General features: G+C 72.9%; 21 protein-coding genes and 1 tRNA gene. 12 read left to right on the forward strand and 10 right to left on the reverse strand.

The window, feature by feature from the left end; translation table 11 throughout:
- Positions 1-26 precede the first annotated feature (26 nt).
- The 5 genes from SPOPO_RS0124540 (at position 27) to SPOPO_RS0124560 (ending at position 9045) form a co-directional block, all read left to right on the forward strand.
- Positions 27-956, forward strand: coding sequence for a carbon-nitrogen hydrolase family protein (locus SPOPO_RS0124540; RefSeq protein WP_019877824.1), 930 nt, complete (start codon positions 27-29; stop codon positions 954-956).
- Positions 957-1053: 97 nt separating this feature from the next.
- Positions 1054-4446 carry a transglutaminase family protein gene (locus tag SPOPO_RS0124545; RefSeq protein ID WP_084671521.1) on the forward strand — a complete coding sequence of 1131 codons (3393 nt, stop codon included), beginning with the start codon at positions 1054-1056 and terminating at the stop codon, positions 4444-4446.
- On the forward strand, positions 4443-7025 hold the full coding sequence (locus SPOPO_RS31490) for a circularly permuted type 2 ATP-grasp protein (protein WP_019877826.1): 2583 nt from the start codon (positions 4443-4445) through the stop codon (positions 7023-7025). The genes SPOPO_RS0124545 and SPOPO_RS31490 overlap by 4 nt, the downstream gene beginning before the upstream one ends.
- Entirely contained in the window at positions 7022-7993 is a 972-nt protein-coding gene (locus tag SPOPO_RS31495; RefSeq protein ID WP_019877827.1) for a transglutaminase family protein, read from the forward strand. Before SPOPO_RS31490 ends, SPOPO_RS31495 begins: the two co-directional genes overlap by 4 nt.
- Before the next feature lie 44 nt (positions 7994-8037).
- Positions 8038-9045 carry a zinc-binding metallopeptidase family protein gene (locus SPOPO_RS0124560; protein ID WP_019877828.1) on the forward strand — a complete coding sequence of 336 codons (1008 nt, stop codon included), beginning with the start codon at positions 8038-8040 and terminating at the stop codon, positions 9043-9045.
- Here the strand turns inward: SPOPO_RS0124560 and SPOPO_RS0124565 are convergent.
- The 6 genes from SPOPO_RS0124565 to SPOPO_RS0124590 form a co-directional block, all read right to left on the reverse strand.
- Entirely contained in the window at positions 9014-9481 is a 468-nt protein-coding gene (locus SPOPO_RS0124565) for a VOC family protein (protein WP_019877829.1), read from the reverse strand. The genes SPOPO_RS0124560 and SPOPO_RS0124565 overlap by 32 nt on opposite strands.
- A gap of 146 nt (positions 9482-9627) precedes the next feature.
- A complete protein-coding gene (locus SPOPO_RS0124570) occupies positions 9628-10293 on the reverse strand; it encodes an NUDIX hydrolase N-terminal domain-containing protein (RefSeq protein WP_019877830.1) in 666 nt (221 codons plus the stop codon).
- Positions 10290-11474, reverse strand: a complete 1185-nt coding sequence (locus tag SPOPO_RS0124575; protein WP_019877832.1) for a bifunctional RNase H/acid phosphatase — start codon at positions 11472-11474, stop codon at positions 10290-10292. The genes SPOPO_RS0124570 and SPOPO_RS0124575 overlap by 4 nt, the downstream gene beginning before the upstream one ends.
- Positions 11475-12218, reverse strand: a complete 744-nt coding sequence (locus SPOPO_RS0124580) for a zinc ribbon domain-containing protein (RefSeq protein ID WP_342672923.1) — start codon at positions 12216-12218, stop codon at positions 11475-11477.
- A gap of 100 nt (positions 12219-12318) precedes the next feature.
- Positions 12319-13449 carry a Nif3-like dinuclear metal center hexameric protein gene (locus SPOPO_RS0124585; protein ID WP_028985093.1) on the reverse strand — a complete coding sequence of 377 codons (1131 nt, stop codon included), beginning with the start codon at positions 13447-13449 and terminating at the stop codon, positions 12319-12321.
- A gap of 29 nt (positions 13450-13478) precedes the next feature.
- Positions 13479-13688, reverse strand: a complete 210-nt coding sequence (locus SPOPO_RS0124590; RefSeq protein ID WP_019877836.1) for a hypothetical protein — start codon at positions 13686-13688, stop codon at positions 13479-13481.
- Between the two features lie 68 nt (positions 13689-13756).
- Between SPOPO_RS0124590 and SPOPO_RS0124595 the strand changes: the two genes are divergently transcribed.
- Together SPOPO_RS0124595 and SPOPO_RS0124600 are read left to right on the forward strand one after the other, a co-directional pair.
- Positions 13757-14797, forward strand: a complete 1041-nt coding sequence (locus tag SPOPO_RS0124595; RefSeq protein ID WP_028985094.1) for an MBL fold metallo-hydrolase — start codon at positions 13757-13759, stop codon at positions 14795-14797.
- 55 nt (positions 14798-14852) lie between these two features.
- Positions 14853-15455, forward strand: coding sequence for a TIGR03086 family metal-binding protein (locus SPOPO_RS0124600; RefSeq protein WP_019877838.1), 603 nt, complete (start codon positions 14853-14855; stop codon positions 15453-15455).
- 20 nt (positions 15456-15475) lie between these two features.
- Here SPOPO_RS0124600 and SPOPO_RS0124605 read toward each other — a convergent pair.
- The 3 genes from SPOPO_RS0124605 to SPOPO_RS0124615 form a co-directional block, all read right to left on the reverse strand.
- Positions 15476-15547, reverse strand: a tRNA-Val gene (locus SPOPO_RS0124605).
- An 11-nt stretch (positions 15548-15558) separates the two neighbouring features.
- Positions 15559-16020 carry a peroxiredoxin gene (locus SPOPO_RS0124610; RefSeq protein WP_019877839.1) on the reverse strand — a complete coding sequence of 154 codons (462 nt, stop codon included), beginning with the start codon at positions 16018-16020 and terminating at the stop codon, positions 15559-15561.
- Between the two features lie 16 nt (positions 16021-16036).
- A complete protein-coding gene (locus SPOPO_RS0124615) occupies positions 16037-16462 on the reverse strand; it encodes a DUF3052 domain-containing protein (RefSeq protein ID WP_019877840.1) in 426 nt (141 codons plus the stop codon).
- Between the two features lie 237 nt (positions 16463-16699).
- On the opposite strand from SPOPO_RS0124615, the gene aceE reads away from it, so the two are divergent.
- The gene (aceE, locus tag SPOPO_RS0124620; protein ID WP_019877841.1) at positions 16700-19453 is read left to right on the forward strand and encodes a pyruvate dehydrogenase (acetyl-transferring), homodimeric type; all 2754 of its coding nucleotides are present in this window, start codon (positions 16700-16702) and stop codon (positions 19451-19453) included.
- 228 nt (positions 19454-19681) lie between these two features.
- Positions 19682-21037, forward strand: a complete 1356-nt coding sequence (locus SPOPO_RS33285; RefSeq protein WP_019877842.1) for a glycoside hydrolase domain-containing protein — start codon at positions 19682-19684, stop codon at positions 21035-21037.
- Between the two features lie 7 nt (positions 21038-21044).
- Here the strand turns inward: SPOPO_RS33285 and SPOPO_RS0124630 are convergent, their stop codons facing one another.
- Entirely contained in the window at positions 21045-22100 is a 1056-nt protein-coding gene (locus SPOPO_RS0124630; protein WP_019877844.1) for a PHP domain-containing protein, read from the reverse strand.
- Between the two features lie 51 nt (positions 22101-22151).
- Between SPOPO_RS0124630 and SPOPO_RS0124635 the strand changes: the two genes are divergently transcribed.
- The 3 genes from SPOPO_RS0124635 to SPOPO_RS0124645 all read left to right on the forward strand — a co-directional run bounded on the left by SPOPO_RS0124635 (position 22152) and on the right by SPOPO_RS0124645 (position 25461).
- Positions 22152-23321: a PucR family transcriptional regulator gene (locus tag SPOPO_RS0124635; RefSeq protein ID WP_019877845.1), complete on the forward strand. Its 1170-nt coding sequence runs from the start codon at positions 22152-22154 to the stop codon at positions 23319-23321.
- 218 nt (positions 23322-23539) lie between these two features.
- The gene (locus tag SPOPO_RS0124640; protein ID WP_019877846.1) at positions 23540-24466 is read left to right on the forward strand and encodes an ACP S-malonyltransferase; all 927 of its coding nucleotides are present in this window, start codon (positions 23540-23542) and stop codon (positions 24464-24466) included.
- On the forward strand, positions 24463-25461 hold the full coding sequence (locus tag SPOPO_RS0124645) for a beta-ketoacyl-ACP synthase III (RefSeq protein ID WP_019877848.1): 999 nt from the start codon (positions 24463-24465) through the stop codon (positions 25459-25461). The genes SPOPO_RS0124640 and SPOPO_RS0124645 overlap by 4 nt, the downstream gene beginning before the upstream one ends.
- Positions 25462-25490 lie beyond the last annotated feature (29 nt).

Consider the following 25490-nt stretch of genomic DNA (forward strand, 5'->3'; position numbering starts at 1 on the left):
CCACCCCGCGTCAGCCGGAGGTCCCCGTGCAGGTCACCGTCGCCGCCGTCCAGGCCACCCCGGTCTTCCTCGACACCGACGCCACCGTCGAGAAGGCCACCGCGCTGATCAAGGAGGCCGCCGACCTCGGGGCACAGCTCATCGTGTTCCCCGAGGCGTTCGTCCCGACCTACCCGGACTGGGTCTGGCGCCTGCCCGCCTGGAGCGACGGCCGGTACACGGGCCGCCTCTACGAGCAGGCCGTACAGGTCCCCGGCCCGGTCGTCACCCGCCTCGGCGAGGCCGCCCGCGAGGCCGGCGCCTACGTCGCGATGGGCATCAACGAGATCGAGGGCGGGACGCTCTACAACACGCTGATCTACCTCGCCCCCGACGGCTCGCTCGCCGGCCGCCACCGCAAGCTCATGCCCACCGGCGGCGAACGCACCGTCTGGGGTTACGGCGACGGTTCGACCCTCGACGTCGTCCGCACCCCGTTCGGGGTGGTCGGCGGACTGATCTGCTGGGAGAACTACATGCCGCTCGCGCGGGCGGCGATGTACGCGCGGGGCGTCGAGATCCACCTCGCCCCGACGTGGGACAACGACGAGGCCTGGATCTCGACGTTGCGGCACATCGCCAAGGAGGGCCGCTGCTACGTCATCGGGGTCTCCCCCGTCCTCCGCGGCGCCGACGTGCCCGCGGACCTGCGCGGCGACATCTACCGGGACGCGACCGACCCGGACGAGGCCGACTGGATGAGCCGGGGCCTCGGCACGATCGTCGCGCCCGGCGGCGCGATCCTCGCCGGGCCGCTGCGCGATCAGGAGGGCATCGTCGTCGCCGAGATCGACGTCGAGCGCAACGTGCCGCCCCACCGGCGCCTGTTCGACCCCGTCGGCCACTACGCCCGCCCCGACGTCTTCACCCTGAACGTGAACACGCGCCCACAACCGAGCGTGCGGTTCGACGACTGACCGCGGTACTCACCGTTCACGTTCCCGAAACGGACGCCGGCGGACGGCGCGCCACGCTGGGGAGCACTACGCTCGCGACCTACCCGTGGAGGAACGCGTGTCCATCCGTGTCGCGGTCGAGCACCGGACGATCTACCGCTTCGACCGCCCGACCGACATCGGGCCGCACCTGGTTCGCCTCCGGCCGGCGCCCCACTGCCGGACGCCGATCCTCGGCTACTCGCTGAAGGTCGCGCCCGAGCCGCACTTCGTGAACTGGCAGCAGGACGTCTACGGCAACCACGCCGCGCGCCTGGTCTTCCCGGAGCCGGCGCGGGAGCTGTCGATCACCGTCGACCTCATCGCGGACCTCGCGGTCATCAACCCGTTCGACTTCTTCGTCGACTGCGACGCCCGTCAGTTCCCGTTCGAGTACCCCCGCGGCCTCGCCGACGACCTCGAGCCGTACCTGCGCCCGGTCGGGCACAACTCCCCCGGCTCGCCGCTGGCCGAGTGGCTCGACCGCTTCGACGCCGGCGCCGCGAAGGGCACCCCGATCGTCGACTTCCTCGTCGAGGTCAATCGCCGCGTGGCCGGCGACGTCGCGTACTCGATCCGCCTCGAGGAAGGCGTCCTGACCCCGGACGAGACGCTGACCCGCGCACTCGGTTCCTGCCGCGACAGCGCCTGGCTGCTGGTGGCGATCCTCCGCGAGCTCGGCCTGGCCGCGCGGTTCGTCTCCGGCTACCTGGTCCAGCTCGTTCCTGACGACCCGTCAAATCTGCCCACCGGTGCTTCCGCCACCGACTTCACCGACCTGCACGCCTGGGCCGAGGTCTACATCCCGGGCGCGGGCTGGATCGGCCTGGACGCGACCTCCGGTCTGCTCGCCGGCGAGGGCCACATCCCGCTCGTCGGCACGCCGCGGCCGGAGCAGGCGGCGGCGATCACCGGCACCACCGGCCCGTGCGAGACCACGCTGGAGTTCGCCAACACGGTGCGGCGCCTCTACGAGGACCCGCGGGTCACCAAGCCGTACTCCCAGCAGCAGATCGAGCGCATCCACGCGCTCGGCGCCGAGGTGGACGCCCGCCTGGTCGCCGGCGACGTCCGGCTGACGATGGGCGGCGAGCCGACGTTCGTCGCCGCCGACGACATGGACTCCCCGCAGTGGCGCATCGCCGCCGACGGCCCGGAGAAGCGCGCGTTCGCCGTCGCGCTCGCCGACCGGCTGAAGGCCCACTACGCCCCGCGCGGGGTCGTGCTGCACGGGCAGGGCAAGTGGTATCCCGGCGAGCCGCTGCCCCGCTGGCAGATCGGCATCGTCTGGCGCAGCGACAACGCCGCGCTGTGGGCGAACCCCGACCTGCTCGACGATCCGTGGAGCGAGCCCGTCGTCGACCCCGGCTCCCCCGCCGCGCGCGCCGCGGTCACCGCCCTGACCGAGGCGATCGCCGCCGGCCTCGGGGTCCCCGCCGACTGCGTCCGCCACCTCTACGAGGACCCGATCGACCGCCTCGCCGCCGAGGCCCGTCTGCCCGCCGGCGCACCACCGGAGCACGGCGCGGCCGCGCAGTCGGCGTGGCCGGCCGACGCCGAGCGCCGCCACGCCCTGATCGCCGAACTCGACGCCGAACGCGGGGATCCGGTCGCCTGCGCGATCCCGCTCAACCGCACCGAGGACGGCACCGGCTGGACGACGACGCAGTGGCGCACCCGCCGCGGCGAGGTCTTCCTGCGCCCGGGCACGTCGCCGGCGGGGCTGCGGCTGCCGCTCGACGCCATCGCGTGGACGCCGCCGCCGGTCACGTTCGACCGCTCCCGGTTCGCCCCGGCCCCGCCGATGCCGCGGTACGCCGAGCCGCCGCCGAAGCCCGAACCGACCGACCCGGAACCGACGAGCCCCGCGGCGACGGTCCTCCCCGTCGAGGGGGCGCCGACGACCGCGTTGTGCGTCGAGGAGCGCGGCGGGCACGTGTTCGTGTTCCTGCCGCCGCTGCCCGACGCCGCGGACACCGTCGCGCTGCTCGCCGTCGTCGAGGCGGGCGCGACGGCGACGGGCACCAAGGTCGTCCTCGAGGGCTACGCGCCCGCCGGCGACGACCGGCTGCGCTCGCTGACCGTCACCCCGGACCCGGGCGTCATCGAGGTCAACGTCCACCCGGCGGCGAGCTGGACGGAGCTCGCGGAGATCAACGCGACGCTCGACTCCGCGGCGCGCGCGGTGGGCCTGGCGACCGAGACGTTCGGCCTGGACGGCACGCACACCGGCACCGGCGGCGGCGGGCATCTGACCCTCGGCGGCCCGACTGCGGCGGACTCCCCACTGCTGCGTCGGCCGGACCTGCTGGCTTCGATGGTCACCTACTGGCAGCACCACCCGGGCCTGACGTACCTGTTCTCCGGGCGCTTCGTCGGGCCGACCAGCCAGGCCCCGCGCGTCGACGAGGGCCGGGCCGAGAACCTCTACGAGCTCGAGATCGCCTTCGCCGAGCTCGCCCGCCTCGCGGCCGACGGCGACGTCCGGCCCTGGCACGTCGACCGCGCCCTGCGGCACCTGCTGACCGACATCGCCGGGAACACCCACCGCTCCGAGTTCTGCATCGACAAGCTGTTCTCCCCCGACTCCGACCGCGGCCGGCTCGGCCTGCTCGAACTCCGCGGGTTCGAGATGCCGCCGCACCCGGACATGGCGCTGGTCCAGGCGCTGCTGGTCCGCGCGCTCGTCGCCCGGTTCTGGGACGCGCCGTACTCCGGGCCGCTGGTCCGCTGGGGCACCCGGCTGCACGACTCGTTCCTGCTGCCGGAGTTCGCGCTCGCCGACGTCGCGGACGTCGTCGCCGACCTGAACACCCACGGCATCGCGTTCTCCCCGGCCTGGCTGGACCCGTTCGCGGAGTTCCGCTTCCCGCGCCTCGGCGCCGTCGACGTGGCCGGGGTGCACCTGGAGCTGCGCCTGGCGATCGAGCCGTGGCACGTCCTCGGCGAGGAGGTCACCGGGTCGGGGACCGCGCGGTACGTCGACTCCTCCGTCGAGCGCGTGCAGGTGAAGATCACCGGCGCGGTGCCGGGCCGGCACGCCGTCACCTGCAACGGCGTCCCGCTGCCGCTGGCGCCGGCCCGCTCGGGCGACGCCCTGGTCGCCGGGGTGCGGTTCAGGGCCTGGTCGCCGCCGTCGGCGCTGCACCCGACGATCGATGTCCAGTCGCCGCTGGTCTTCGACGTCGTCGACCTGTGGAACGCCCGTGCCGTGGGCGGGTGCACGTACCACGTGACCCATCCGGGTGGCCGGGCATACACGACGTTCCCGGTCAATGCGGGCGAGGCGGAGGCCCGCCGCGGGGCACGGTTCGTCCCCGAGGGCCACACACCGGGCCCGGTGGACGTGGAGGCATGGCAATCTGTGGCCATGCATCCGTCGCCGGCCACGTCGCTGATCGCGGGTACCGCGGCCGACGCCGGCGAGTACCCGCGCACGCTCGACCTGCGCCGGACCCGCCCCCGACGGTGACCGCGGGGAGCGAGTCCCGGACCGACGCGTCCGGGATGGTGCACGCCTACGCCGCCCGCCGGTCCGGGAACCGGACCGAGCGCGCGCGGTGGGACGAGATGGTCGGCTTCCACGGCCGGGTCCGCCGCGGCTGGCGCGAGCTGTCCGCGGTCGCGGAGAGCCTGGGGCCCTCCGGCCTGGCCGCCGCCGCGGCCGAGGCGCACCGCCTCCTGGAGGAGGACGGCGTCACCTACCGGCCGCTCGGCGCGCCGGAGGAGCAGACGTGGGTGCTCGACCCGCTGCCCGTCTTCGTCGACGAGGCCGAGTGGGCGATGCTCGAGCCCGGCCTGATCCAGCGGGCGAACCTGCTTGAGACCCTGCTCCACGACCTGTACGGACCGCGCAACACCCTGCGGTCGGGCGTCCTGCCGAACGAACTCGTCCACGCCCACCCTGGCTTCCTGCGGGTCTGGGACGGCGTCGCGACCGGGACGGCCCGCCAGCTGTTCCTCGCCGCCGCCGACCTGGCCCGGGCCGCCGACGGGACCTGGTGCGTCCTCGCCGACCGCGTCCAGGCCCCCTCCGGTGCCGGGTACGCGATGGCGAACCGGCGCGTGGTGTCCCGCGTCCTGCCCGGCCTGCACCGCGAGGCCGAGATCCACCGCCTCGGCCCGTTCTTCCACGCGATGCGGATCGGCCTCGAACAGGTCGCGCCGCCCACCGCCGAGGCGCCCCGCGCCGTGCTCCTGACCCCCGGCGCCGGCAGCGAGACCGCGTTCGAGCAGGCCTACCTCTCGACGCTGCTCGGTTACCCGCTCGTGCGCGGCGAGGACCTGGTCGTCGCCGACGGCCGGGTCTGGCAGCAGACCCTCGGCCGCCTGGAGCAGGTCGACGTCATCCTGCGCCGTGTCGACTCCTGGTACTGCGACCCGCTCGACCTGCGCCCGGACTCCGAACTCGGCGTGCCCGGGCTGGTCGAGGCCGCACGCGCCGGCTCGGTGTCGCTCGTGAACGGTCTCGGCTGCGGCGTGCTGGAGAACCCCGGCCTGCTGCCGTTCCTGCCCGCTCTGTGCCAGACGCTGCTCGACGAGCCGCTGCGGCTGAAGTCCGTGCCGACCTGGTGGTGCGGCGACGAGGCGGGGCTCGCCAAGGTCCGCGCCTCGCTGCCGGAGATGGTGATCAAGCCCCTCGCACGCGGCATCAGCCGCACCCGCGTCCACGGCTGGGAACTGACGGCTCAACAGCGCGAGGACCTGCTGCGCCGGATCGAGTCCGAGCCCTACGCCTGGGTCGGGCAGGAGTCGCTGCCCTGCTCGACCGCGCCGAGCATCATCGCCGACGACCTGTTCCCCCAGGACCTGACGCTGCGGACCTTCGCGGTCGCGTCGGGCGCGAGCTTCCAGGTGATGACCGGCGGCCTTGGGCAGGTCCGCACCTCGCCCGCCCTGACGGATCGTCAGGTTCTCACCACCAAGGACGTCTGGATCCGCAACACCCGCGGCGCGCCGACGATCGAGCCCTGGGTCCGCGAGGCGACTCCGTCCCAGGTGCTCCCGCTCACGATCACGCCGCGCGTCACCGAGGACATGTTCTGGCTCGGCCGCTACGCCGAGCGGGCCGAGGACACCGCCCGCCTGGTCCGCGCGGTCAACGACCGCTGGGCGGACTTCCACCACTCCCCCGAGCGGACCGGCGCCGCCGCGCTCGCCGTGCTGCTCGAGACGCTGACCCGCGTCACCGCGACCACGCCGGGCTTCCTCGGCGTCGACGCCGACACCCGGTTCGCGGGCCGGGCCGGAGAACTGCTCTCGCTCGTCCTCGACGAGGAGCGCGAGGGCACGCTCGCGTTCGCGGTGCGCCGCCTCACCGAGGTCTCCGGCGACGTCCGCGAGCAGCTCTCGACCGACACCTGGCTCGTCCTCGGCGGCCTGGAGCGCGAGCTCGACCAACTGCGCCGGACGCTGCGCGGGCGGCAGGTCCTGACCCCGGACGTCCCGACCGCGATCGCCCGTGTGCTGGAAGGCCTGCTCGCCCTCTCCGGCCTGATCGCCGAGAGCCTGGTCCGCGACGCCGGCTGGCGGTTCTGCGAGATCGGACGCCGGGTCGAGCGGGCCCTGCACGTCACCGCGCTGCTCGAGGCGGCCGTCACCGCCCGACGGGCGCCGCAGACCGACAGCCTCGTCCTCGAATCGGTGCTCATCGCGGCGGAGAGCATCATCACCTACCGTCGTCGGTACCAGGCTCGCGCCGGCGTCGGGACGATGCTCGACCTCCTCCTCGCCGATCGGGAGAACCCGCGCGCCGTGGCGTACCAGCTCGACCGGCTCGGCGAGGCGCTCGAGCGGATCCCGGCCGAGTCCGAGCGCATCTCGCCGGTGCGCGACGCCCTCGCCGAGATCCGGGCGATCATCCGCAACGCCGACACCGTCGCCCTCGCGCGGGCGGAGGAGGACGGGACGCGGCCGGGGTTGCGCGACCTGCTCTCCCACCTCAACAAGCTGCTCTCGACCCTGGCCGTCGACGTCGAGCGCATCTTCTTCGTCCAGCCGGCGCCGCAGCGTCCGCTCGACGTCACCGTCTCGACGTGGGAGGCCTGGTGACGACCACGACTCTGGCCACGGAGATCCCGGCCCACGCGAAGGTGTGGCGACTGGTGCACCGCACCGAGTACGTCTACGACGACGACGTCGACACCTCCTACGGACGCGGCCATCTGATTCCCCGTCATGGCGACGGCCAGCACCGCATCGCCGCCGAGGTCGAGGTCGACCCGGAGCCGGCGGACCTGCGCGAGCACACCGACTACTTCGGCAATCGCTCGACCTACTTCGCGGTGCGCACGCCTCACCGGAAGCTGACGGTGACGGCGACCAGCGTCGTCGCCGTCCACCGGGGAAGCGCCCGGCGCGACGCGCTCCGCGGGCTGCGAGCCAAGGACGTCCACGACCGTCTCGCCGACCGCAGCGACCTGACGCCGGACCTCAACGCCGCGCGGCAGTACCTGCTCCCGTCGCCGATGGTCGGACGCGCCGACCAGGTCGCCTCGTTCGCGCGCGACCTGATGCGGCCCGCACGCAGCCTCGACGAGGTGGTCGCGGACCTGCTCGACCGCATCCGCGACGGCTTCGCCTACGTCACCGGGGCGACGACGGTGACCACGACGCTCCCCGAACTGCTCGCGACCCGGGAGGGCGTCTGCCAGGACTTCGCGCACCTTGCGGTCGCGAGCCTGCGCGCCGTCGGGCTGGCCGCCCGGTACGTCTCCGGCTACCTGGAGACTCAGCCCCCGCCCGGCAAGCCGCGGCTGATCGGCGCCGACGCCTCCCACGCCTGGGCGTCGGTGTTCGCCCCCGGCATGGGCTGGATCGACTTCGACCCGACCAACCACAAGTTCGTCGACGACACCTACATCGTCACGGCCATCGGGCGGGACTACTCCGACGTCCCGCCGCTCAAGGGCGTCATCTTCACCGAGAGCACCAAGAACACCCTCACGGTCTCGGTGGACATGGCCCCGCTCACGGCGGAGATCCCCGACGCGGGATCCCGCGATCCCGGGAGCGCGTGACCACGGAGCGCTTGACCAGCGGTTTTGCGGGGTAGCGTCGCGACGTGCGCTCCTTCTCCTGCCCGAAGTGCGGGCACCTGCTGTTCTTCGAGAACAGCCTCTGCCTGAACTGCGAGTCCGAGGTCGGGTTCGACCGGGCCGCGGCCGAGTTCGTCCTCGCGCCGCCCGCGACGCGGTGCGCCAACGCCGTCCTGGCCGAGTGCAACTGGATCGCACCCGACGGCGGGCTCTGCGACTGCTGCGACCTGACCCGCACCCGCCCCAGCGACGACGACACCGAGGGCATGGCCGCGTTCGCCCGCGCCGAGGCGGCCAAGCGCCGGCTGCTCTACCAGCTCGACGACCTCGGCCTCGGTGTCGAGGCCACGCCGGACTGCCCGGGCCTGGAGTTCGACCTGCTGTCCTCGGTCGACGAACCGGTGACCACCGGGCACGCGGACGGCGTCATCACCCTCGATCTCGCCGAGGGCGACGACGGGCACCGCGAGACCATGCGCGTCCGCCTCGACGAGCCGTACCGGACCCTGCTCGGCCACTTCCGTCACGAGGTCGGGCACTACTACTGGATGCGTCTCGTCGACGGGGGTCCCGCGCTGCCGGCGACCCGCAAGCTCTTCGGCGACGAGCGGGCCGACTACGCCGAGGCCCTCGCGGCGCACTACTCCTCCGACCCGGAGCCGGGGTGGGACCAGACCCACGTCTCGATCTACGCCACCGCCCACCCGTGGGAGGACTGGGCCGAGACGTTCGCCCACTACCTGCACATCCGCGACGCCCTACAGACGGCCTCCGCGTTCGGCATCGTCGTCGCGGGCCCGGAGGTCGAGGTCCCGCCGGACCCCGACGCCCCGCTGGCGTCGGTCCCGATCGAGACCGACGACTTCGACGACCTGGTGAACTCCTGGCTCCCGCTGACCTACGCGCTCAACGCCGTCAACCGGAGCATGGGCAAGAAGGACCTCTACCCGTTCGTGCTCTCCCCCGCGGTGCTCGACAAGCTCCGCTTCGTGCACACGTTGGTCACGCGCAAGCCGCCTGCACGTCCGCAATGACGATCTTCTCGGGCTTGTTGATCGCCTCGAACGCGATCTGGGCCTTGGGCCCGTTGAGCAGCTCGAGCACCGGCAGCGGGACGACCTGCCAGGACAGCCCGAACTTGTCCTTCAGCCACCCGCAGTAGCTCGGCTCGCCGCCCGCCACGAGCGCGTCGAAGTAGTGGTCGACCTCGGCCTGGTCGGCGCAGAAGATCTGGAACGAGACCGCCTCGCTGAACGTGAACATCGGGCCCCCGTTGAGCCCGGTGAACGGCTGGCCGTTGAGCGTGAACTCGACGACCATCTCGGCGCCCGCCTCGTTGCTGGGCGTGCCGCCGTCGGGCGCGAGACCGACCTCGCCCATCTTCGAGTTCGGGAAGACCGACGTGTAGAACTCCGCGGCCTCCCGGGCGTTCCCGTCGAACCACAGGCACGGGGTGATCGGCTTGTTCATTGCTGTCTCCTCCGGGGTGTGTGTCGCTCTCGTACCCCTGGTGACGACCGCGGACCCCAAAACTCATCGCTCTGCACCACGAAAGCGCACATCCGTACGCCGAATCCGAGGAAAACGCGTACGGATCTGCGCTTTCGTGGGAGGAGTTACTCGAAGAGCGCGGGGAGAGTGGGGTCGGCGCGGTGGGCGAAGATCGCCTCGATGACGCGGTCCGGGGTGCGGCGGTGGGACAGCGGCGGGAGCTGGTCGCGGGTGTAGAACCCGACGCCGTCGGTCTCGTGGTCGCCGCCGGCTTCGCCGCCGATGACGTCGCCGCCGAAGACGATCTTGTAGGCGCTGAACGGCGAGCCCGGGTCGTGGGCGTCGAAGACGCCGATCAGGTGGGTGAGCCGGCAGTGAAACCCGGACTCCTCGCGGACCTCGCGCTCGGCCGAGGAAGCCGGGGAGTCGCCGACGTCGGCCCAGCCGCCGGGCAACGACCAGCGGCCGTCGGCGACCTCGCGGACGAGCAGCAGCCGGTTCTCCTCGTCGAAGACGGCGGCGCGGACGTCGACCTTCGGCGTCACGTAGCCCTCGGTCGGGTGGTACATCTCGGGCAGCTCGACCTCGGGCCGGGCCCAGAGCTCGGCGAGCATCGCCTTCGAGATCGCGGCGAGCTCGGTGTAGCGCCGGGTCTCGTAGGGGTTCGAGGCGAACGTCGAGCCGATCCGCGCCATCGCGTCGAGCTTGCGCGCCCAGGCCAGCCACGGCGAGCCGGCCGGCACTCCCGGCGGCAGGTCCTCCGGCACCTCGGGCAGGTCCGCGGAACTCACGACCCGTCCACCCGCTTCCACTCGCCGAGGTGGGCGGTCTCGTTGTAGGCGTGGACGGCGGAATTGCCGTCGCCGTACCAGCGGACGGTGGACAGCGCCGCGGGGTCGAGCTGCAGGCGGTGGATCGTCGCGATCGGCGCGCCCAGCGCCTCACGGATCAGCATCTTGATCGAGCCGACGTGCGCCACGATCAACACGCCGCGCCCGGCGTGCGTGGCGAGGATCCGCTGCTGGGCCTCCGCCACGCGGGCCGCGACCTGCAGCAGGCTCTCCCCGTTCGGTGGCGCGATCTCCGGGTTCGACAGCCACTGCGACAGCGCGTCCCCGGCCTGGGCCCGGGCCTCGGCGAAGGTCAGGCCGTCCCAGTCGCCGAAGTCGCATTCGCGGAACCCGTCGTCGACGATCACTTCGAGCCCGACCGCGTCCGCGACCGCCTGCGCGGTCTGCCGCGCCCGCAGCAGCGGCGAGGAGACGATGACGTCGATCCCGCCGTTCGCCGCGAGGTGGGTGGCCGCGGCCTTCGCCTGCTGCTGCCCGCGCTCGGACAACGGCGGGTCGAACCGGATGCCGGAGAACCGCTTCTCGATGGTGTGCGGGGTCTCGCCGTGGCGGAGCAGGCGCAGGGTCGTGACGTGCCCGAGGTCCGTGGCCCAGCCGATGATCTTCGGGATCGGGCCGGTCTCGTCGAGCGCGACCTCCTTGGCCAGCGGCTGCGCGGACACGACGCGGATCTCACCGGTCCGCTCGCCGGGCGGCGGCTCGACGGCCGGGCCCGACCCGTCGAGGGCGAGGTTGGCGAGCCGGTCCGCGTGGGTGTTCTCGCCCCGCGGGATCCAGGTCCAGCGCACCTGCGCCTGCGCCGGGATCAGCGTCTTCGCCTTGCTCGCCAGCGGCTTGAGGTTCTCGTGCTTGACGCTCCACCGGCCGGCCATCTGCTCGATGACGAGCTTGGAGTCCATGCGGACCTCGACCTGTGCGGTCGGGTCGAGCTCGAAGGCCGCCTCCAGGGCCGCGATCAGGCCGGAGTACTCGGCGACGTTGTTCGTCGTGACCCCGAGCGTGGCCGCGCGCTCGGCGAGGACCTCACCGGTGTCGGCGTCGCGCACGACTGCGCCGTAGGACGCCGGACCAGGATTGCCGCGGGCCGCTCCATCGGCCTCGACCACGAGCCGACGCGTCATCTACAACCCCGAGTCCGCGACGCGGACGAGGATCCGCCGGCACTCCTCGCAGCGCACGACCTCGTCCTCGGGCGTGGCCCGGACCTTGTTCAGGTCGGTCGTGGAGAGTTCCATCCGGCAGCCCTCGCAGCGACCCCGGCGCAGCGCCGCCGCACCCAGCCCGTTCGAGGAGGCGCGGACCTTCTCGTAGAGCGCGACGAGCTCGCCGGGCAGACCACCGGCCAGCGTGGCCCGTTCTCCGCCGAGCTTCTCGGTCTCGGCGTCGATCTCGGCGGTCGCGGCCGCGAGCGCAGCCTCGGTGCGCTCCAGGTCGGCGGCGATCTGGTCCCGTTCGGCGGTCAGCTCGGCGATCCGGGCCTGGGCGGCCTCGCGGCGCTCCATGATCTCCAGCACCGCGTCCTCGAGGTCGCCCTGTCGCTTGGCCAGGCTCGCGATCTCGTGCTGGAGGATCTCGAGCTCCTTCGGCGAGGAGACCTGGCCGGCGTCGAGGCGCTTCTGGTCCCGGTCGGCCCGCTGGCGGACCTGGTCGACGTCGGCCTCGGCCTTCGTCTGCTCCCGCGCGATGTCGGAGTCCTCGGTCTCGGCGGCGACGAGCAGGTCCCGGACCTGGTCGCGGCGCACCCCCAGCTCCGCGATCGTCGCGGTCTCGGGCAGGGTCCGACGCCGGTGGGCCAACTGGTCGATGCGGGTGTCGAGCGCCTGCAGGTCGAGCAGCCGCCACTGGTCTGCGAGCGCGACGTTCAGCGGATCCTCCTGAAGGGTGCGGTCTCCCACCGTATCCCCGCCCGGCCCGCCGGAACCGGAGCCTGGCCTGGAAGGGGGCGGCCGGGGGTCTCGGCCGGGGTCAGATGTGCAGCGTCCAGGGGTCGGTGACGATCTCGGAGACGCGGGTCTGCACGCGGCTCCGGCCGGTCAGACCCGCCTCCAGCTCCTGCGCCGCGCGGGCCAGCCACGGCCACTCGCTCGCCCAGTGCGCGACGTCGACGAGCGCCGGGGCACCGTCGACCTCGCGAGCCTCGGAGGCGGGGTGGTGCCGCAGGTCGGCGGTGACGTAGACGTCGGCGCCGATCGAGCGGACGGCCCCGAGCAGGGAGTCCCCGGCGCCGCCGCACACCGCGATGCGCCGGACCAGGCGGGTGGAGTCCCCCGCGACGCGGATGCCGCCGGCGGTGGCGGGCAGCCCGTCGCGGACCCGGGCGACGAACATCGACAACGGCTCGGGCTCGTCGAGGACGCAGACCCGGCCGGTCCCCCGCGGGCCGACCTCGCCGGCCAGTTCGAGGACGTCGAACGCCGGCTCCTCGTACGGGTGCGCGGCGCGCAGCGCGGCGAGGACGGCGCCGCGCCGGTCGCGGGAGAGCACCATCTCCAACCGCGTCTCCGCAACGGTCTCGACCTTGCCGACCGCGCCGATCGTCGGGTTCGCGCCGGGCAGCGGCCGGAACGTGCCGGTGCCCTCGGTGGTGAACGCGCAGCGGTCGTAGTCGCCGATCGCCCCGGCGCCCGCGATCGCGAGCGCGTCGAGGACGCGGTCGGCGTCGGCGTGCGGCACGAACGTGACGATCTTGTCCATCGGGTCGCACGGCCGGGGCTCGATCGGTTTGCCCGGCGGCAGTTTGAGCGCGTCGGCGAGGGCGTCCGAAACGCCGCCGGTGGCGCAGTCCGCGTTGGTGTGCGCGACGAGCAGCCCGCAGCCGCCGGCGATCAGGCGGTGGACCAGGCGACCCTTGTAGTTCGTCGCCGGGACGCCGTTCACCGGGCGCAGGAACAGCGGGTGGTGCGTGATCAGCAGGTCGGCGCCCCACTCCAGGGCCTCGTCGACGACCTCCGCCACCGGGTCGACGGCGAACAGGACCTTCTCGACACGGGCGTCCGGGTCGCCGCAGACGAGCCCGACCGCGTCCCAGGACTCCGCCCAGCGGGGGTCGTAGCGGCTCTCGATGACCTTGACCACGTCGCGCAGGGCAGCAGGCACGCCGGGAGGCTACCCGGCGCGGCCGCGGTTCAGCGCGTCGCCGCGCTGCTGGTCTCCGCCGCGCCGATCTCCGCGGACGAGCCGGCCGGCGTCGAGCCGTCGTTCGTCGTCGACGCGAGCAGGTACCCGCACATCAGCAGCATCAGGACCAGCCAGTTGACCATCGACAGCCCGATCGTCACCGGGTCCGGCCCGGTCGTGAGACGGGACTGCGCGACGACGGCTGCCTGCGGCTCCATAAGGGCTTCGACGCGGTCCTGACCAGCCCGGTTCCCAGTTTGCGAAGTCCTCGTGCTTACCTACAAAGATGACCGATCAACCAAGCGACTGGACCGCGCCGGGGGCGTACGAGGTGGCACCCGGGGTCCACCGCATCCCGCTGCCGCTGCCGAACGACGGCCTGCGGGCGGTCAACGTCTACGTCCTCCCGGCCGGGCCGGAGCCCGCCGACGGGTGCGTGCTCATCGACTCCGGCTGGGCCCTCGCGGAGGCGCGCACGCAGCTGGAGGACTCCCTCGCCCTGATCGGTTACGGGCTCGACGACGTCCGCCGGTTCCTCGTCACCCACATGCACCGCGACCACTTCACGCTCGGAATCGAGCTGCGCCGCCTGTTCGGGGCGAAGGTCGCGCTCGGGGCCGGCGAGCAGCCCAACCTGGACCTGATCCTGTCCGCGAACGACGCGGCGCTGCTGCGCCTGCTGCCGGCCTGGGGCGCCCCCGACCTCGGGCAGGCCTGGGCCGCCACCATCCAGCCGGAGGAGCGCGAGCTCTCGCGGAAGTCCTACGAGACCCCGGACGAGTGGATCCGCGACGGCCAGGTCCTCGACGCCGGCAAGCGCAGCCTGACCGCGATCGAGACGCCCGGGCACACCCGCGGCCACCTGGTCTACCTCGACCCCGACGCCGAGGTGATGTTCACCGGCGACCACGTGCTCCCGCACATCACGCCGTCGATCGGCCTCGAGCCCGCCCGCCAGGACAGCCCGCTGACGGCCTACCTGGCCTCGCTGCGGCTGCTGCTCAGCCACCCCGACGCCCTCATGCTCCCGGCCCACGGGACCCCGGGCGGCAGCGTCCACGGCCGGGTGAAGGAGCTGCTGCACCACCACGACGTCCGGCTCGCGGCCACGCTCGAGGCGATCCGCGCCGGCGCCGGTTCCCCCGCCGAGGCCGCGAAGGCGATCGGCTGGACCCGCCGCGAGACCCCGTTCGCGGATTTGAACACCTACAACCAGATCCTCGCCGTCGGCGAGACCTGGGCCCACCTCGTCGTCCTCGCCGAACGCGGCGAGGTCGTCCAGACCGTCGACGGCGAGGGCCGGATCACCTACGACCTGCCGCGATGAGTTTCGGGCCCGGCGCCCGTCTGTGGATGCGACCCCCTCTGCGGAAGGACGCGCCATGCCCGAGACCCAGCCCGGCCCCGACCTCACCCCCGCCGCGACCCAGGTGATCCGCCTGCTCGACGGGGTGCGCGAGGAGCACCTCACCGCCCCGACCCCGTGCGTGGGGCTGACCGTGGGCGCGCTGCTCGAGCACTTTCTCGGGCTGACGCAGGCGTTCACCGACGCCGCGCGCAAGGTCCCGCCGCCCCCGGACGCGCCCGCCGGCGGCGCGCCGACCGACGTCGAGCTGAACCCGGAGTGGCGGGCGCTGCTGCCCAAGCAGCTCGGCGAGCTCGCGCAGGCGTGGCGCGACCCGGCGGCCTGGGCCGGCGAGGCGACCGCGGACGGCGTCACGATGCCGGCCGAGGTCATGGGCGTCGTCGCGCTCGACGAGCTCGTCCTGCACGGCTGGGACCTCGCCCGCGCCACCGGCCAGAACTTCGCCTGCGACGAGGCGAGCGCCGGCGCCGTCCTCGGGTTCACCCAGATGTCCGCGGCCCCCGAGTTCGCCGACAGCCGCGACGGCCTGTTCGGCCCGGTCGTCGAGGTACCGGCTGACGCCCCGCCGTTCGTCCGGGCGCTCGGCCTCTCGGGCCGGGACCCGGCCTGGACGCCGTGAACCGGCCGGCCGGGACTGGGTGGGCGCAACAGGGATCGAACCTGTGACCACCGCCTTGTAAGGGCGGCGCTCTACCGCTGAGCTATACGCCCGTGCCGCGGGATCATCCCACGAACTGGGCCAGGGCCTCGTGGTAGAGCTCGTGATTGCGGGGCCGGCCGATGTCGCTGAGCGTCCGCCAGACGACGACGCCCTCGCTGTCGATGAGGAACGAGCCCCGGGTCGCGACGCCGGCGTTCTCGTCGAAGACGCCGTAGGCCCGGGCGACCTCGCCGTGCGGCCAGAAGTCGGAGAGCAGCGGGAACTTCAGGCCGTCCCGGTCCGCGAAGACGCGCTGCGTGTACGGCGAGTCGACCGAGCAGCCCAGGACCTGGACCCGGTCGTTCTGGAAGTGCTCGACGTCGGCCTGCAGCAGCGTCAGCTCGCCGGCGCACACGCCGGTGAAGGCCAGCGGGTAGAACACGAGCAGCACCGCCTTGGGCCGGTGCTCCGCCAGCGTGATCACGACGTTGTGCTGGTCGCGAAGTGCGAAGTCGGGGGCCTTCGCGCCGATCTCGATCGCCACGGCACCAACCTACGGGTCAGCGCTTGCGGGCGGCCTTGGGGGTCACCAGACGGGTGCCCGACCAGTCGGGCGCCGCGGCGATGCTGCTGGTCTGCGACAGGCCGGCGGTCGGGGCCGCCTCGCCGATGTCGGACGGCTCGACGTGACCGGGTCGGCCCGACTTCGGCGTCAGCAGCCAGACCACACCCCCGTCCATGAGGGAGGCCAGGGAGTCGACCAGGGCGTCCACCAGGTCACCGTCCCCCTCGCGCCACCACAGGAGGACGGCGTCGACGGTTTCCTCGTAGTCCTCGTCGACCAGTTCGTTACCGGTCACGTCCTCGATCGCGTCGCGGAGGTCGAAGTCGACGTCGTCGTCGTAACCGATCTCCTGGACGACCTGACCCGAGGCGAAGCCCAGCCGCGAGATGGTCGCGGCCGCGCCCTCGGCGCTGGCGCCCAACGTATGTCTCCTGTTCCTCGTGTGTCCCACTGAGGTGGTTGGCGGGTAGTTCATCCGGTTCGAGGCCCGCCGCGCAAGTACCCCCGCCGGAGGTGTGGACAGCGATCGAGACACACCTCACGCCCGAAACGCCCGGTTTACCGGAGGGTAGCGATGCACGAAACGATCTCCAGGACAACGATGGAGGGGACACCCCGGCACCGGAGGGGGTGGCCTCGGAAGAAAAGGACCTCCGCCGTGACATCAGGACGCGAACGGTTCTCCGTCATCAGCGACGGGCTGCCCACCCAACTGCCGGACGTCGACCCCGAGGAGACGCGGGAGTGGCTGCAGTCGCTCGACGCCGTCATCGACGGAGGCGGCCAGGCCCGCGCGCGCTACCTGATGCTCCGACTGCTCGAACGCGCCCGTGAGCGACAGGTCGGCGTCCCCGGTCTGCGCAGCACGGACTACATCAACACGATCTCGACCGAGAACGAGCCGTGGTTCCCCGGCGACGAGGACGTCGAGCGCCGCATCCGCGCGTTCATCCGCTGGAACGCGGCCGTCATGGTGTCGCGCGCGAACCGGCCCGGCATCGGCGTCGGCGGGCACATCGCGACGTACGCGTCGGCGGCGTCGCTCTACGACGTCGGCTTCAACCACTTCTTCCGCGGCAAGGCGGGCGGCGAGTCCGGCGATCAGGTCTTCATCCAGGGCCACGCCTCCCCCGGCATCTATGCGCGCGCGTTCCTCGAGGGTCGTCTGTCGGCGGACCAGCTCGACGGGTTCCGGCAGGAGCTGACCTCCCCGGTCGGCGGTCTGCCGTCGTACCCGCACCCGCGGCTGATGCCGGACTTCTGGGAGTTCCCGACCGTCTCGATGGGCCTCGGCCCGCTGCACGCGATCTACCAGGCCCGGTTCAACCGGTACCTGTTCAACCGTCAGATCAAGGACACGTCGCGCTCGCACGTGTGGGCCTTCCTCGGCGACGGCGAGATGGACGAGGTCGAGTCGCTCGGCGCGATCGGCGTCGCGGCCCGCGAGGAGCTCGACAACCTGACGTTCGTCGTCAACTGCAACCTGCAGCGGCTCGACGGCCCGGTGCGCGGCAACGGCAAGATCATCCAGGAGCTCGAGAGCTACTTCCGCGGCGCGGGCTGGAACGTCATCAAGGTCGTCTGGGGCCGGGACTGGGACCCGCTGCTCGCGCGCGACGTCGACGGCGTCCTCGTCAACGCCATGAACACCACGCCGGACGGGCAGTTCCAGACCTACACGACCGAGTCCGGCGCCTACATCCGCGAGAACTTCTTCGGGCGGGACCCGCGGCTGCGCAAGATGGTCCAGAACATGACCGACGAGCAGCTCACCAAGCTCTCGCGCGGTGGTCACGACTACCGCAAGGTCTACGCGGCGTTCAAGGCCGCGCGCGAGCACGTCGGCCAGCCGACGGTGATCCTCGCGCACACCATCAAGGGCTGGACGCTCAAGAGCTTCGAGGCGCGCAACGCGACGCACCAGATGAAGAAGCTGACCAAGGACGACCTCAAGGAGTTCCGCGACCGGCTGCACCTGCCGATCTCGGACGCCGCGCTCGAGGCCGACCTGCCGCCGTACTTCCACCCCGGTGAGAACTCGGACGAGATCAACTACCTGCTCGAGCGGCGCCGCGCCCTCGGCGGGTTCCTGCCCTCGCGCGTGGTGCGGGCCAAGCCGCTCAAGCTGCCGGGCGCGGCCGCGTTCACCCAGATGGAGAAGGGCTCGGGCAAGCAGCCGGTCGCGACGACCATGGCGTTCGTGCGACTGATCCGCGACCTGATCAAGGACCCGGAGATCGGCCACCGCTTCGTGCCGATCATCCCCGACGAGGCGCGCACCTTCGGCCTGGACTCGATCTTCCCGACCGCGAAGATCTACTCGCCCCACGGCCAGAACTACGACGCCGTCGACCGCGAGCTTCTCCTGTCCTACAAGGAATCGACGCAGGGTCAGATCCTGCACGAGGGCATCAGCGAGGCCGGCGCCATGGGCTCGGTCGTCGCCGCGGGCACGTCGTACGCGACGCACGGCGAGCACATGATCCCCGTCTACATCTTCTACTCGATGTTCGGGTTCCAGCGGACCGGCGACGCCATCTGGGCCTTCGCGGACCAGCTCGGCCGCGGGTTCCTGATCGGCGCCACCGCGGGCCGCACCACGCTGAACGGCGAGGGCCTGCAGCACGAGGACGGGCACTCGCTGCTGCTCGCGTCGACCAACCCGGCGTGCGTGGCCTACGACCCCGCGTTCGGGTTCGAGATCGGCCACATCGTGCAGTCCGGGCTCAAGCGGATGTACGGCTCGTCGGTCGCCCACCCGCACGGCGAGGACGTCTTCTACTACCTGACGGTCTACAACGAGCCCTACGTCCAGCCGGTGCAGCCCGCGAGCCTGGACGTCGACGCGCTGCTGCGCGGCATGTACCGGTACGCGCCGGCGCCCGAGGTACCGAACGGCGCCCCGCGGGCCCAGCTCCTGGCGTCCGGCCCGGCGATGCAGTGGGCGCTCGAGGCCCAGGCCCGGCTCGCGTCCGAGTGGGGCGTCGGCGCCGACGTCTGGTCGGTGACGTCGTGGTCGGAGCTGCGCCGCGACGGCATGGCGTGCGAGGAGCACAACCTGCTCCACCCCGACGCCGAGCCGGTCGTCCCCCACGTCACCCGCTCCCTGACCGGCGCCCCCGGCCCGGTCGTCGCGGTCAGCGACTGGATGAAGGCCGTCCCGGACCAGATCGCGCGGTGGGTCCCCAGCGACTTCATCTCGCTCGGGACCGACGGCTGGGGCCGCTCCGACACCCGCGCCGCCCTGCGCCGCCATTTCCGCGTCGACGCCCAGTCGATCGTCGTCCGGACCCTCGCCGAGCTCGCCGCCCGCAAGGAGATCGAGCCCGAGACCGTCCGCAAGGCCCTCGACACCTACCGGCTCACCGACGTCACCGCCACCACCGCCACCGAGGCCGGCGGCGAGACCTGAGCCCCCCGGGCGCCCCCCACCGTCTGCTCATGCATGAGCAGACGGTCGATTTCGGGCCCGATCGTGTCCGATTTTCGACCTCCCGCTCATGCATGAGCAGGGGACGCCGGACGGGGACCAACCCGGACGAAACACCATTCGTCACATCAGTCACTTGAAGCACTTTGGCCTCTTTGGCCTCTACGCTGAACGGGTTCCACCCCGTCCAACGAGAGGCACCCTGCGCCCATGTCCCGCCAGCAGCGGGTCGTCCGGACCGCCGCCGCGACTCGGCGGGACCGGGCGGTCACCGTTCTCGCCGCGCTGCTGCTGGCCGCGATGGGGCTGGCCGCCGTCCTCGTCGGGCCCCAGGCCGAGGCCGACCAGGCCCCGACGGCCGAGCCGGCCTACGCGCCGGCCGCGACGTCCTCGCCCAACCCGGGGCCGGCGTACCCGGCCGCGGCGACCGCGACCCGGTACCGCGGGCTCGCCTTCGACATCTGCACCGCGCCCTCGCGCCGGGCCATGGAGGCCTGGCGCGCCTCCCCGTACGGCGCGGTCGGGATCTATGTGAGCGGCCGCAACCGGGCCTGCACGCAGCCGGAGCTCACCGCGGCCTGGGTGCGGGACATCAGCGCCATGGGCTGGAAGCTGCTGCCGATCAACATGGGCCTGCAGGCGCCGTGCCGGGAGAACAAGCGCAAGAAGCCGATGAAGCCGGCCTCGGCGGCGGCGTCCGGGCGGACGGAGGCCGCGGAGGCGGTCGTCGCCGCCAAGAACCTCGGCCTGCTGCCCGGCTCCCCGATCTACGCCGACATCGAGCCCTACGACCCGAGCAAGCCCCGTTGCGTCAGGGCCGTCGCGGCCTACGTGAGCGCCTGGACGCGCGAGCTGCACCGCCACGGCTACCTCTCCGGGCTGTACGGCGCGCTCTCCTCCGGGCTCGCCGACGCGGCGAAGCGGTACAACTCGAAGACCGACGCCCGGCCCGACGCCGTGTGGGTCGCGCGCTGGGACCGCTCGCCGCGCCTGACCGGCTGGGCCGGGGTCCCGAACAACCGCTGGTCGGCCTCGCAGCGCGCGAAGCAGTACCGCGGGGACCACGCCGAGACGCACGGCGGCGTGCGGATGGTCATCGACTCCGACTCCGTCGACGCCCCGGTCGCCACGGTGGCGCGCACGTACCCGGTCACGAGCGCCTCGACGCTGAACTTCCGCCGCTCCCCCGGGACCTCGGCCGAGATCGTCGGCTCCGCCGAGCCGGGCACCGAGGTCGCGGTGGTGTGCCAGGTGAGCGGCCCCGAGGTCGAGGGCTCGCGAGTCTGGGACAAGCTCGTCGACGGCAGCTACGTCTCCGACGCCTACGTCGGCGGCGGGGCACGCAAGCCGCTGCCGACCTGCAGCTACCCGGTGCAGGTCCTGACCTCGGGCGGGGCGTTCACCCGCACGGGCCCGGCGGACACGACGCCGACCGCAGCGAAGCTCCCGCTCGGCTCGCTGGCCTGGATCTCCTGCCGCCAGGGCACCTGGGTCCAGCTCCACAACGGCCTGTACCTCAACCGCCGCCACCTCGCGCCGTACACCGCCCCGTTGCCGAACTGCTGACGCCGCGTCAGGAGCGGCGCCGGGTCCACTCCAGCAGCGTGTCCAGGTCCCAGGTGTTGACGATCTGATCCGGGCTCAGGCCCATCTCGGTCGCGCGGACGCAGCCGTGGGGCTGCCAGTCGAGCTGCCCGGGCGCGTGGGCGTCGGAGTCGATCGAGAAGCGGCATCCGGCCTCGACGGCCATCGCGATGAGCCGTTTGGGCGGGTCGAGCCGCTCGGGCCGGGAGTTGATCTCGACCGCGACGTCGAAGCGTGCGCACGCCGCGAAGACGAGCTCGGCGTCGAACTGCGACTCCGGCCGGCCGCCTCGTCCCCCGCGCTTGCCGTCGGGGTCGCGTTTCACGATGCGGCCGGTGCAGTGCCCGAGGACGTCGACGTGCGGGTTCGCGACGGCGTTCACCATGCGCCGGGTCATCGAGTCGGCATCCATCTTCAGCTTGGAGTGGACGCTCGCGACGACGACGTCGAGGCGGGCGAGCAGATCCGCGTCCTGGTCGAGCGAGCCGTCGTCCAGGATGTCGACCTCGATCCCGGTGAGCAGCCGGAACGGTGCCAGGCGCTCGTTGATCTCGGCGACGACGTCGAGCTGACGCAGCAGCCGGTCGCGGGAGAGCCCGTTGGCGACGGTCAGCCGGGGTGAGTGGTCGGTGAGCACCAGGTACTCGTGGCCGATGACGTCGGCCGCGGTGCGGGCCATCTCCTCGATCGGGCTGCCGCCGTCCGACCAGTCGGAGTGCGTGTGCAGGTCGCCCTTGAGCGCCGCGCGGATCGCCTCTCCCCCGGGCGCGACCGACGCCGGGGACTCGGCCGCGAGCTTGCGCAGGTAGCCGGGGACGGTGCCGGCGAGGGACTCCTCGACGACCGTTGCCGTCGTGTCGCCGATGCCCTTGAGCTCCTTCAGCGTCCCGGCGGCGACGCGCGCCGCGAGCTCGCCCTCGGGCAGGTCGGCGAGCACCGCGGCGGCGTTGCGGAACGCCTTCACGCGGTGCGTCGGGGCGTGACCGCGCTCCAGCAGGAACGCGATCGAGTCCAGGTCCCCGAGCGGGTCGCGGCTCTCACTCATCCCGGAGATCTTCCCCGAGGCGCCCCGCTCGTGCCGCCTAGGCTGCGGTCCATGTCGCCAACCCGGGCGAGTGCCGTCCACGCCGAGCACGAGGCGACGGCCCGTCGGGTCGAGCAGGCGGCCGGCCAGATCTCCGCGGCCGCCGTGGACGCGATGAACGCGCAGCTCCCCTGGTACCGCGAGCTGCCGGCCGAGCGGCGGTCGCTGATCGGGCTGATCGTCACCGCCGGCCTGACGTCGTTCACGACGTGGCTGCGCGACCCCGCCGAGGGCGCGCAACTGCCCACCGACGTCTTCGCGGCCGCGCCGCCGGAGATGGCCCGCGCCGTGTCGCTGCCGCAGACCGTCGAGCTGGTCCGGCTCACCGTCGAGGTGCTGGAGAGCCAGGTCGGCGACCTCGCCGCCCCCGGCGAGGCGGACTGGCTGCGGACGGCGGTGCTCCGCTACTCGCGCGAGCTCGCGTTCGCCGCGGCGCAGGTCTACGCGACGGCTGCCGAGGCGCGCGGTGCGTGGGACGCCCGGCTCGAGGCGCTGATCGTCGACGCCGTCCTGCGCGGTGAGTCCGACGAGGCGCTGAACTCCCGCGCCGCCGCGGTGGGCTGGTCGCACCCGGGGCCGGTCACCGTCGTCGCCGGGCACACGCCGGACGGCGACCCGGCCGACGTCGTGCGGGCCGTCCAGCGTGCGGCGCGGCACGCGGACCTCGACGTCCTCGTCGGGGTGCAGGGCGAGCGGCTGCTCGTGATCCTCGGCGGCGTCGGGGACCTCCGCGCCGCGGGCGGGGCGATCGTCGACCGCTTCGGCCCGGGGCCGGTCGTCGTGGGGCCGCTGGTGACGGACCTCGCCGCCGCGACCGGGTCCGCCGCGGCCGCGCTGTCCGGGCTCCGCGCCGTCGCCGCCTGGCCCGCCGCCCCGCGGCCGGTCGAGGCCGACGACCTCCTCCCCGAGCGCGCCCTCGCCGGCGACGCCGCCGCCCGCCGCGCCCTGGTGGAGGACTTCTACGAACCGCTCGCGGCCGCGGGCTCGTCGATCCTCGAGACCGTCAGCACCTTCCTCGAGCTCGCCGGGTCGCTGGAGGCCACCGCCCGCGCGCTGTTCGTCCACCCCAACACGGTCCGGTACCGGCTCCGCCGCGCCGCCGAGATCACCGGCGCCGTCCCCGGCACCGCCCGCGGCGCCTACGCCCTCCGCCTCGCCCTTACCCTCGGCCGCCTCCCTTGACCCGCCCCCCTGACCCGCCCCCGGCCGAAACAGTCAGCCCTGACGTCAAAAAGGGGTGACACCCCTTACTGCGGAGTAGGGGGTGACACCCCTTACTGCGGAGTAAGGGGTGTCACCCTTTTTCGACCGCGGGTTGTAGGACGTGTACAAAGGCCCGCGAAGCGCGTTGGCCCCGGCCGCAGGGGCGCGCACCCGCCCGAAGAGCACAAGGTGGACCCATGCTGGCGATCGTCGCCCCCGGTCAGGGGGCCCAGACCCCCGGCTTCCTCGAGCCCTGGCTCGAGCTCCCCGCGTTCGCCGCGCGGCTGGGTGCCTGGTCGGAGGTCGCGCAGATCGACCTGGTCGAGCTCGGCACCAAGGGTGACGCGGAGCAGATCAAGGACACTGCCGTCGCGCAGCCCCTGCTCGTCGCGGCCGGGCTGGCCTCGCTCGCCGAACTCCTCGGCACCCCGGCCGGCGCCGATCCCGTCGCGAGCGCCGCGGGCGTGCTCGCCGGTCACAGCGTCGGTGAGCTGACCGCGACGGCCGCGGCGGGCGTCCTGCCGGCCGAGGCCGCGATGACGTTCGTCGCCGCGCGCGGGCGCGGGATGGCCGAGGCCTCCGCGGTCACGCCGACCGGCATGACGGCCGTCCTCGGCGGTGACCGGGACACGGTCCTCGCCAAGCTCGCCGAGCACGGGCTCACCCCCGCGAACGACAACGGCGCCGGCCAGATCGTGGCCGCCGGGACGCTGGAGCAGCTCGCCGCGCTCGCCGCGGACGGACCGGAGAAGGCGCGGCTGATCCCGCTGTCGGTCGCCGGGGCGTTCCACACGACGCACATGGCGCCCGCGGTCGACCAGCTCGCGGCCCTCGCGGCGACGCTGACGCCCGCCGACCCGGTCACGAAGCTGCTCTCCAACGCCGACGGTTCGGCCGTGACCACCGGCGCCGAGGTGCTCGACCGCCTCGTCAAGCAGGTGAGTAACCCGGTGCGCTGGGACCTGTGCATGGAGTCGATGCTGAGCCTGAACGTGACGGGCATCATCGAGCTTCTGCCTGGTGGGACGCTCGTCGGCCTCGCCAAGCGCGGCATGCGCGGCGTAGCGTCCGTAGCTGTGAAGACCCCGAACGATCTGGCCGCAGCCCGGGATCTGCTTCCGTGACGGGCGCGATCCGGCCGTCCACCGGCGCCGCGCACACCCGGCTCTACAGCGTCGGGGGCTACCGACCCGCGCGCCTGGTGACCAACGCCGAGATCTGCGAGCACATCGACTCGACCGACGAGTGGATCCGCACCCGCTCCGGCATCGCCACCCGGCGATTCGCCGCGCCCGAGGAGACCATCTCGGACATGTCGGTGGCCGCGGGCGGCAAGGCCATCGCCGCAGCGGGCATCGCACCCGAGCAGATCAGCGCCGTTCTGGTCGCGTCCTGTACGACGATCGTGCAGATCCCCGCGGCCGGGCCGGAGGTCGCGCACCGCCTCGGCGCGACCAACGCCGCCGCCTTCGACGTCAACATCGCCTGCGCCGGTTTCTGTCACGGCGTCGCGCTCGGCTCGGACATGATCCGCGCCGGCAGCGCGGAGTACGTCCTCGTCATCGGCACCGAGAAGTTCAGCGACGTCGTCGACCCGACCGACCGCAGCATCGCGTTCATCTTCGGCGACGGGTCCGGCGCCGCGGTGATCGGTCCGTCCGACGTCCCCGGCATCGGCCCGGTCGTCTGGGGCGCGGACGGCAGCCAGGCCTCCGCGATCGAGATGAACGCCGACTGGGTCACCAAGGCCACCGCCGGCGAGCGCGCCTTCCTCCAGATGAACGGCCAGCAGGTCTTCCGCTGGGCCGCCTACGAGATGGCGCCCGTCGCGCGCCGCGCCGTCGAGGCCGCGGGGCTGACCTTCGAGGACATCGACGCGTTCATCCCCCACCAGGCCAACATGCGGATCACCGACGCGATGGTGCGGGCCCTCAAGCTGCCTTCGCACATCGCGATCGCCCGGGACATCGTCGACTCGGGCAACACCTCGGCGGCCTCGGTCCCCCTGGCGATGGAGACGATGCTCGAGCGCGGCGAGATCGCGAGCGGCGCCACTGCGCTGCTCGTCGGCTTCGGCGCCGGCCTGAGCTTCGCCGCCCAGGTGGTGACCATCCCCTGATCCGGTCACACCCCGGCCCGGCCCTACGC

The organism is Sporichthya polymorpha DSM 43042 (assembly GCF_000384115.1).
Taxonomy (GTDB): Bacteria; Actinomycetota; Actinomycetes; order Sporichthyales; family Sporichthyaceae; genus Sporichthya; species Sporichthya polymorpha.

Excerpts from the sequence above, each read along its gene's own strand:
- SPOPO_RS0124565 (WP_019877829.1), bottom strand. The coding sequence starts at position 9,481 with ATGAACAAGCCGATCACCCCGTGCCTGTGGTTCGACGGGAACGCCCGG.
- SPOPO_RS0124575 (WP_019877832.1), bottom strand. The coding sequence starts at position 11,474 with ATGACGCGTCGGCTCGTGGTCGAGGCCGATGGAGCGGCCCGCGGCAAT.
- SPOPO_RS0124590 (WP_019877836.1), bottom strand. The coding sequence starts at position 13,688 with ATGGAGCCGCAGGCAGCCGTCGTCGCGCAGTCCCGTCTCACGACCGGG.
- SPOPO_RS0124595 (WP_028985094.1), top strand. The coding sequence starts at position 13,757 with ATGACCGATCAACCAAGCGACTGGACCGCGCCGGGGGCGTACGAGGTG.
- SPOPO_RS0124600 (WP_019877838.1), top strand. The coding sequence starts at position 14,853 with ATGCCCGAGACCCAGCCCGGCCCCGACCTCACCCCCGCCGCGACCCAG.
- SPOPO_RS33285 (WP_019877842.1), top strand. The coding sequence starts at position 19,682 with ATGTCCCGCCAGCAGCGGGTCGTCCGGACCGCCGCCGCGACTCGGCGG.
- SPOPO_RS0124630 (WP_019877844.1), bottom strand. The coding sequence starts at position 22,100 with ATGAGTGAGAGCCGCGACCCGCTCGGGGACCTGGACTCGATCGCGTTC.
- SPOPO_RS0124635 (WP_019877845.1), top strand. The coding sequence starts at position 22,152 with ATGTCGCCAACCCGGGCGAGTGCCGTCCACGCCGAGCACGAGGCGACG.
- SPOPO_RS0124640 (WP_019877846.1), top strand. The coding sequence starts at position 23,540 with ATGCTGGCGATCGTCGCCCCCGGTCAGGGGGCCCAGACCCCCGGCTTC.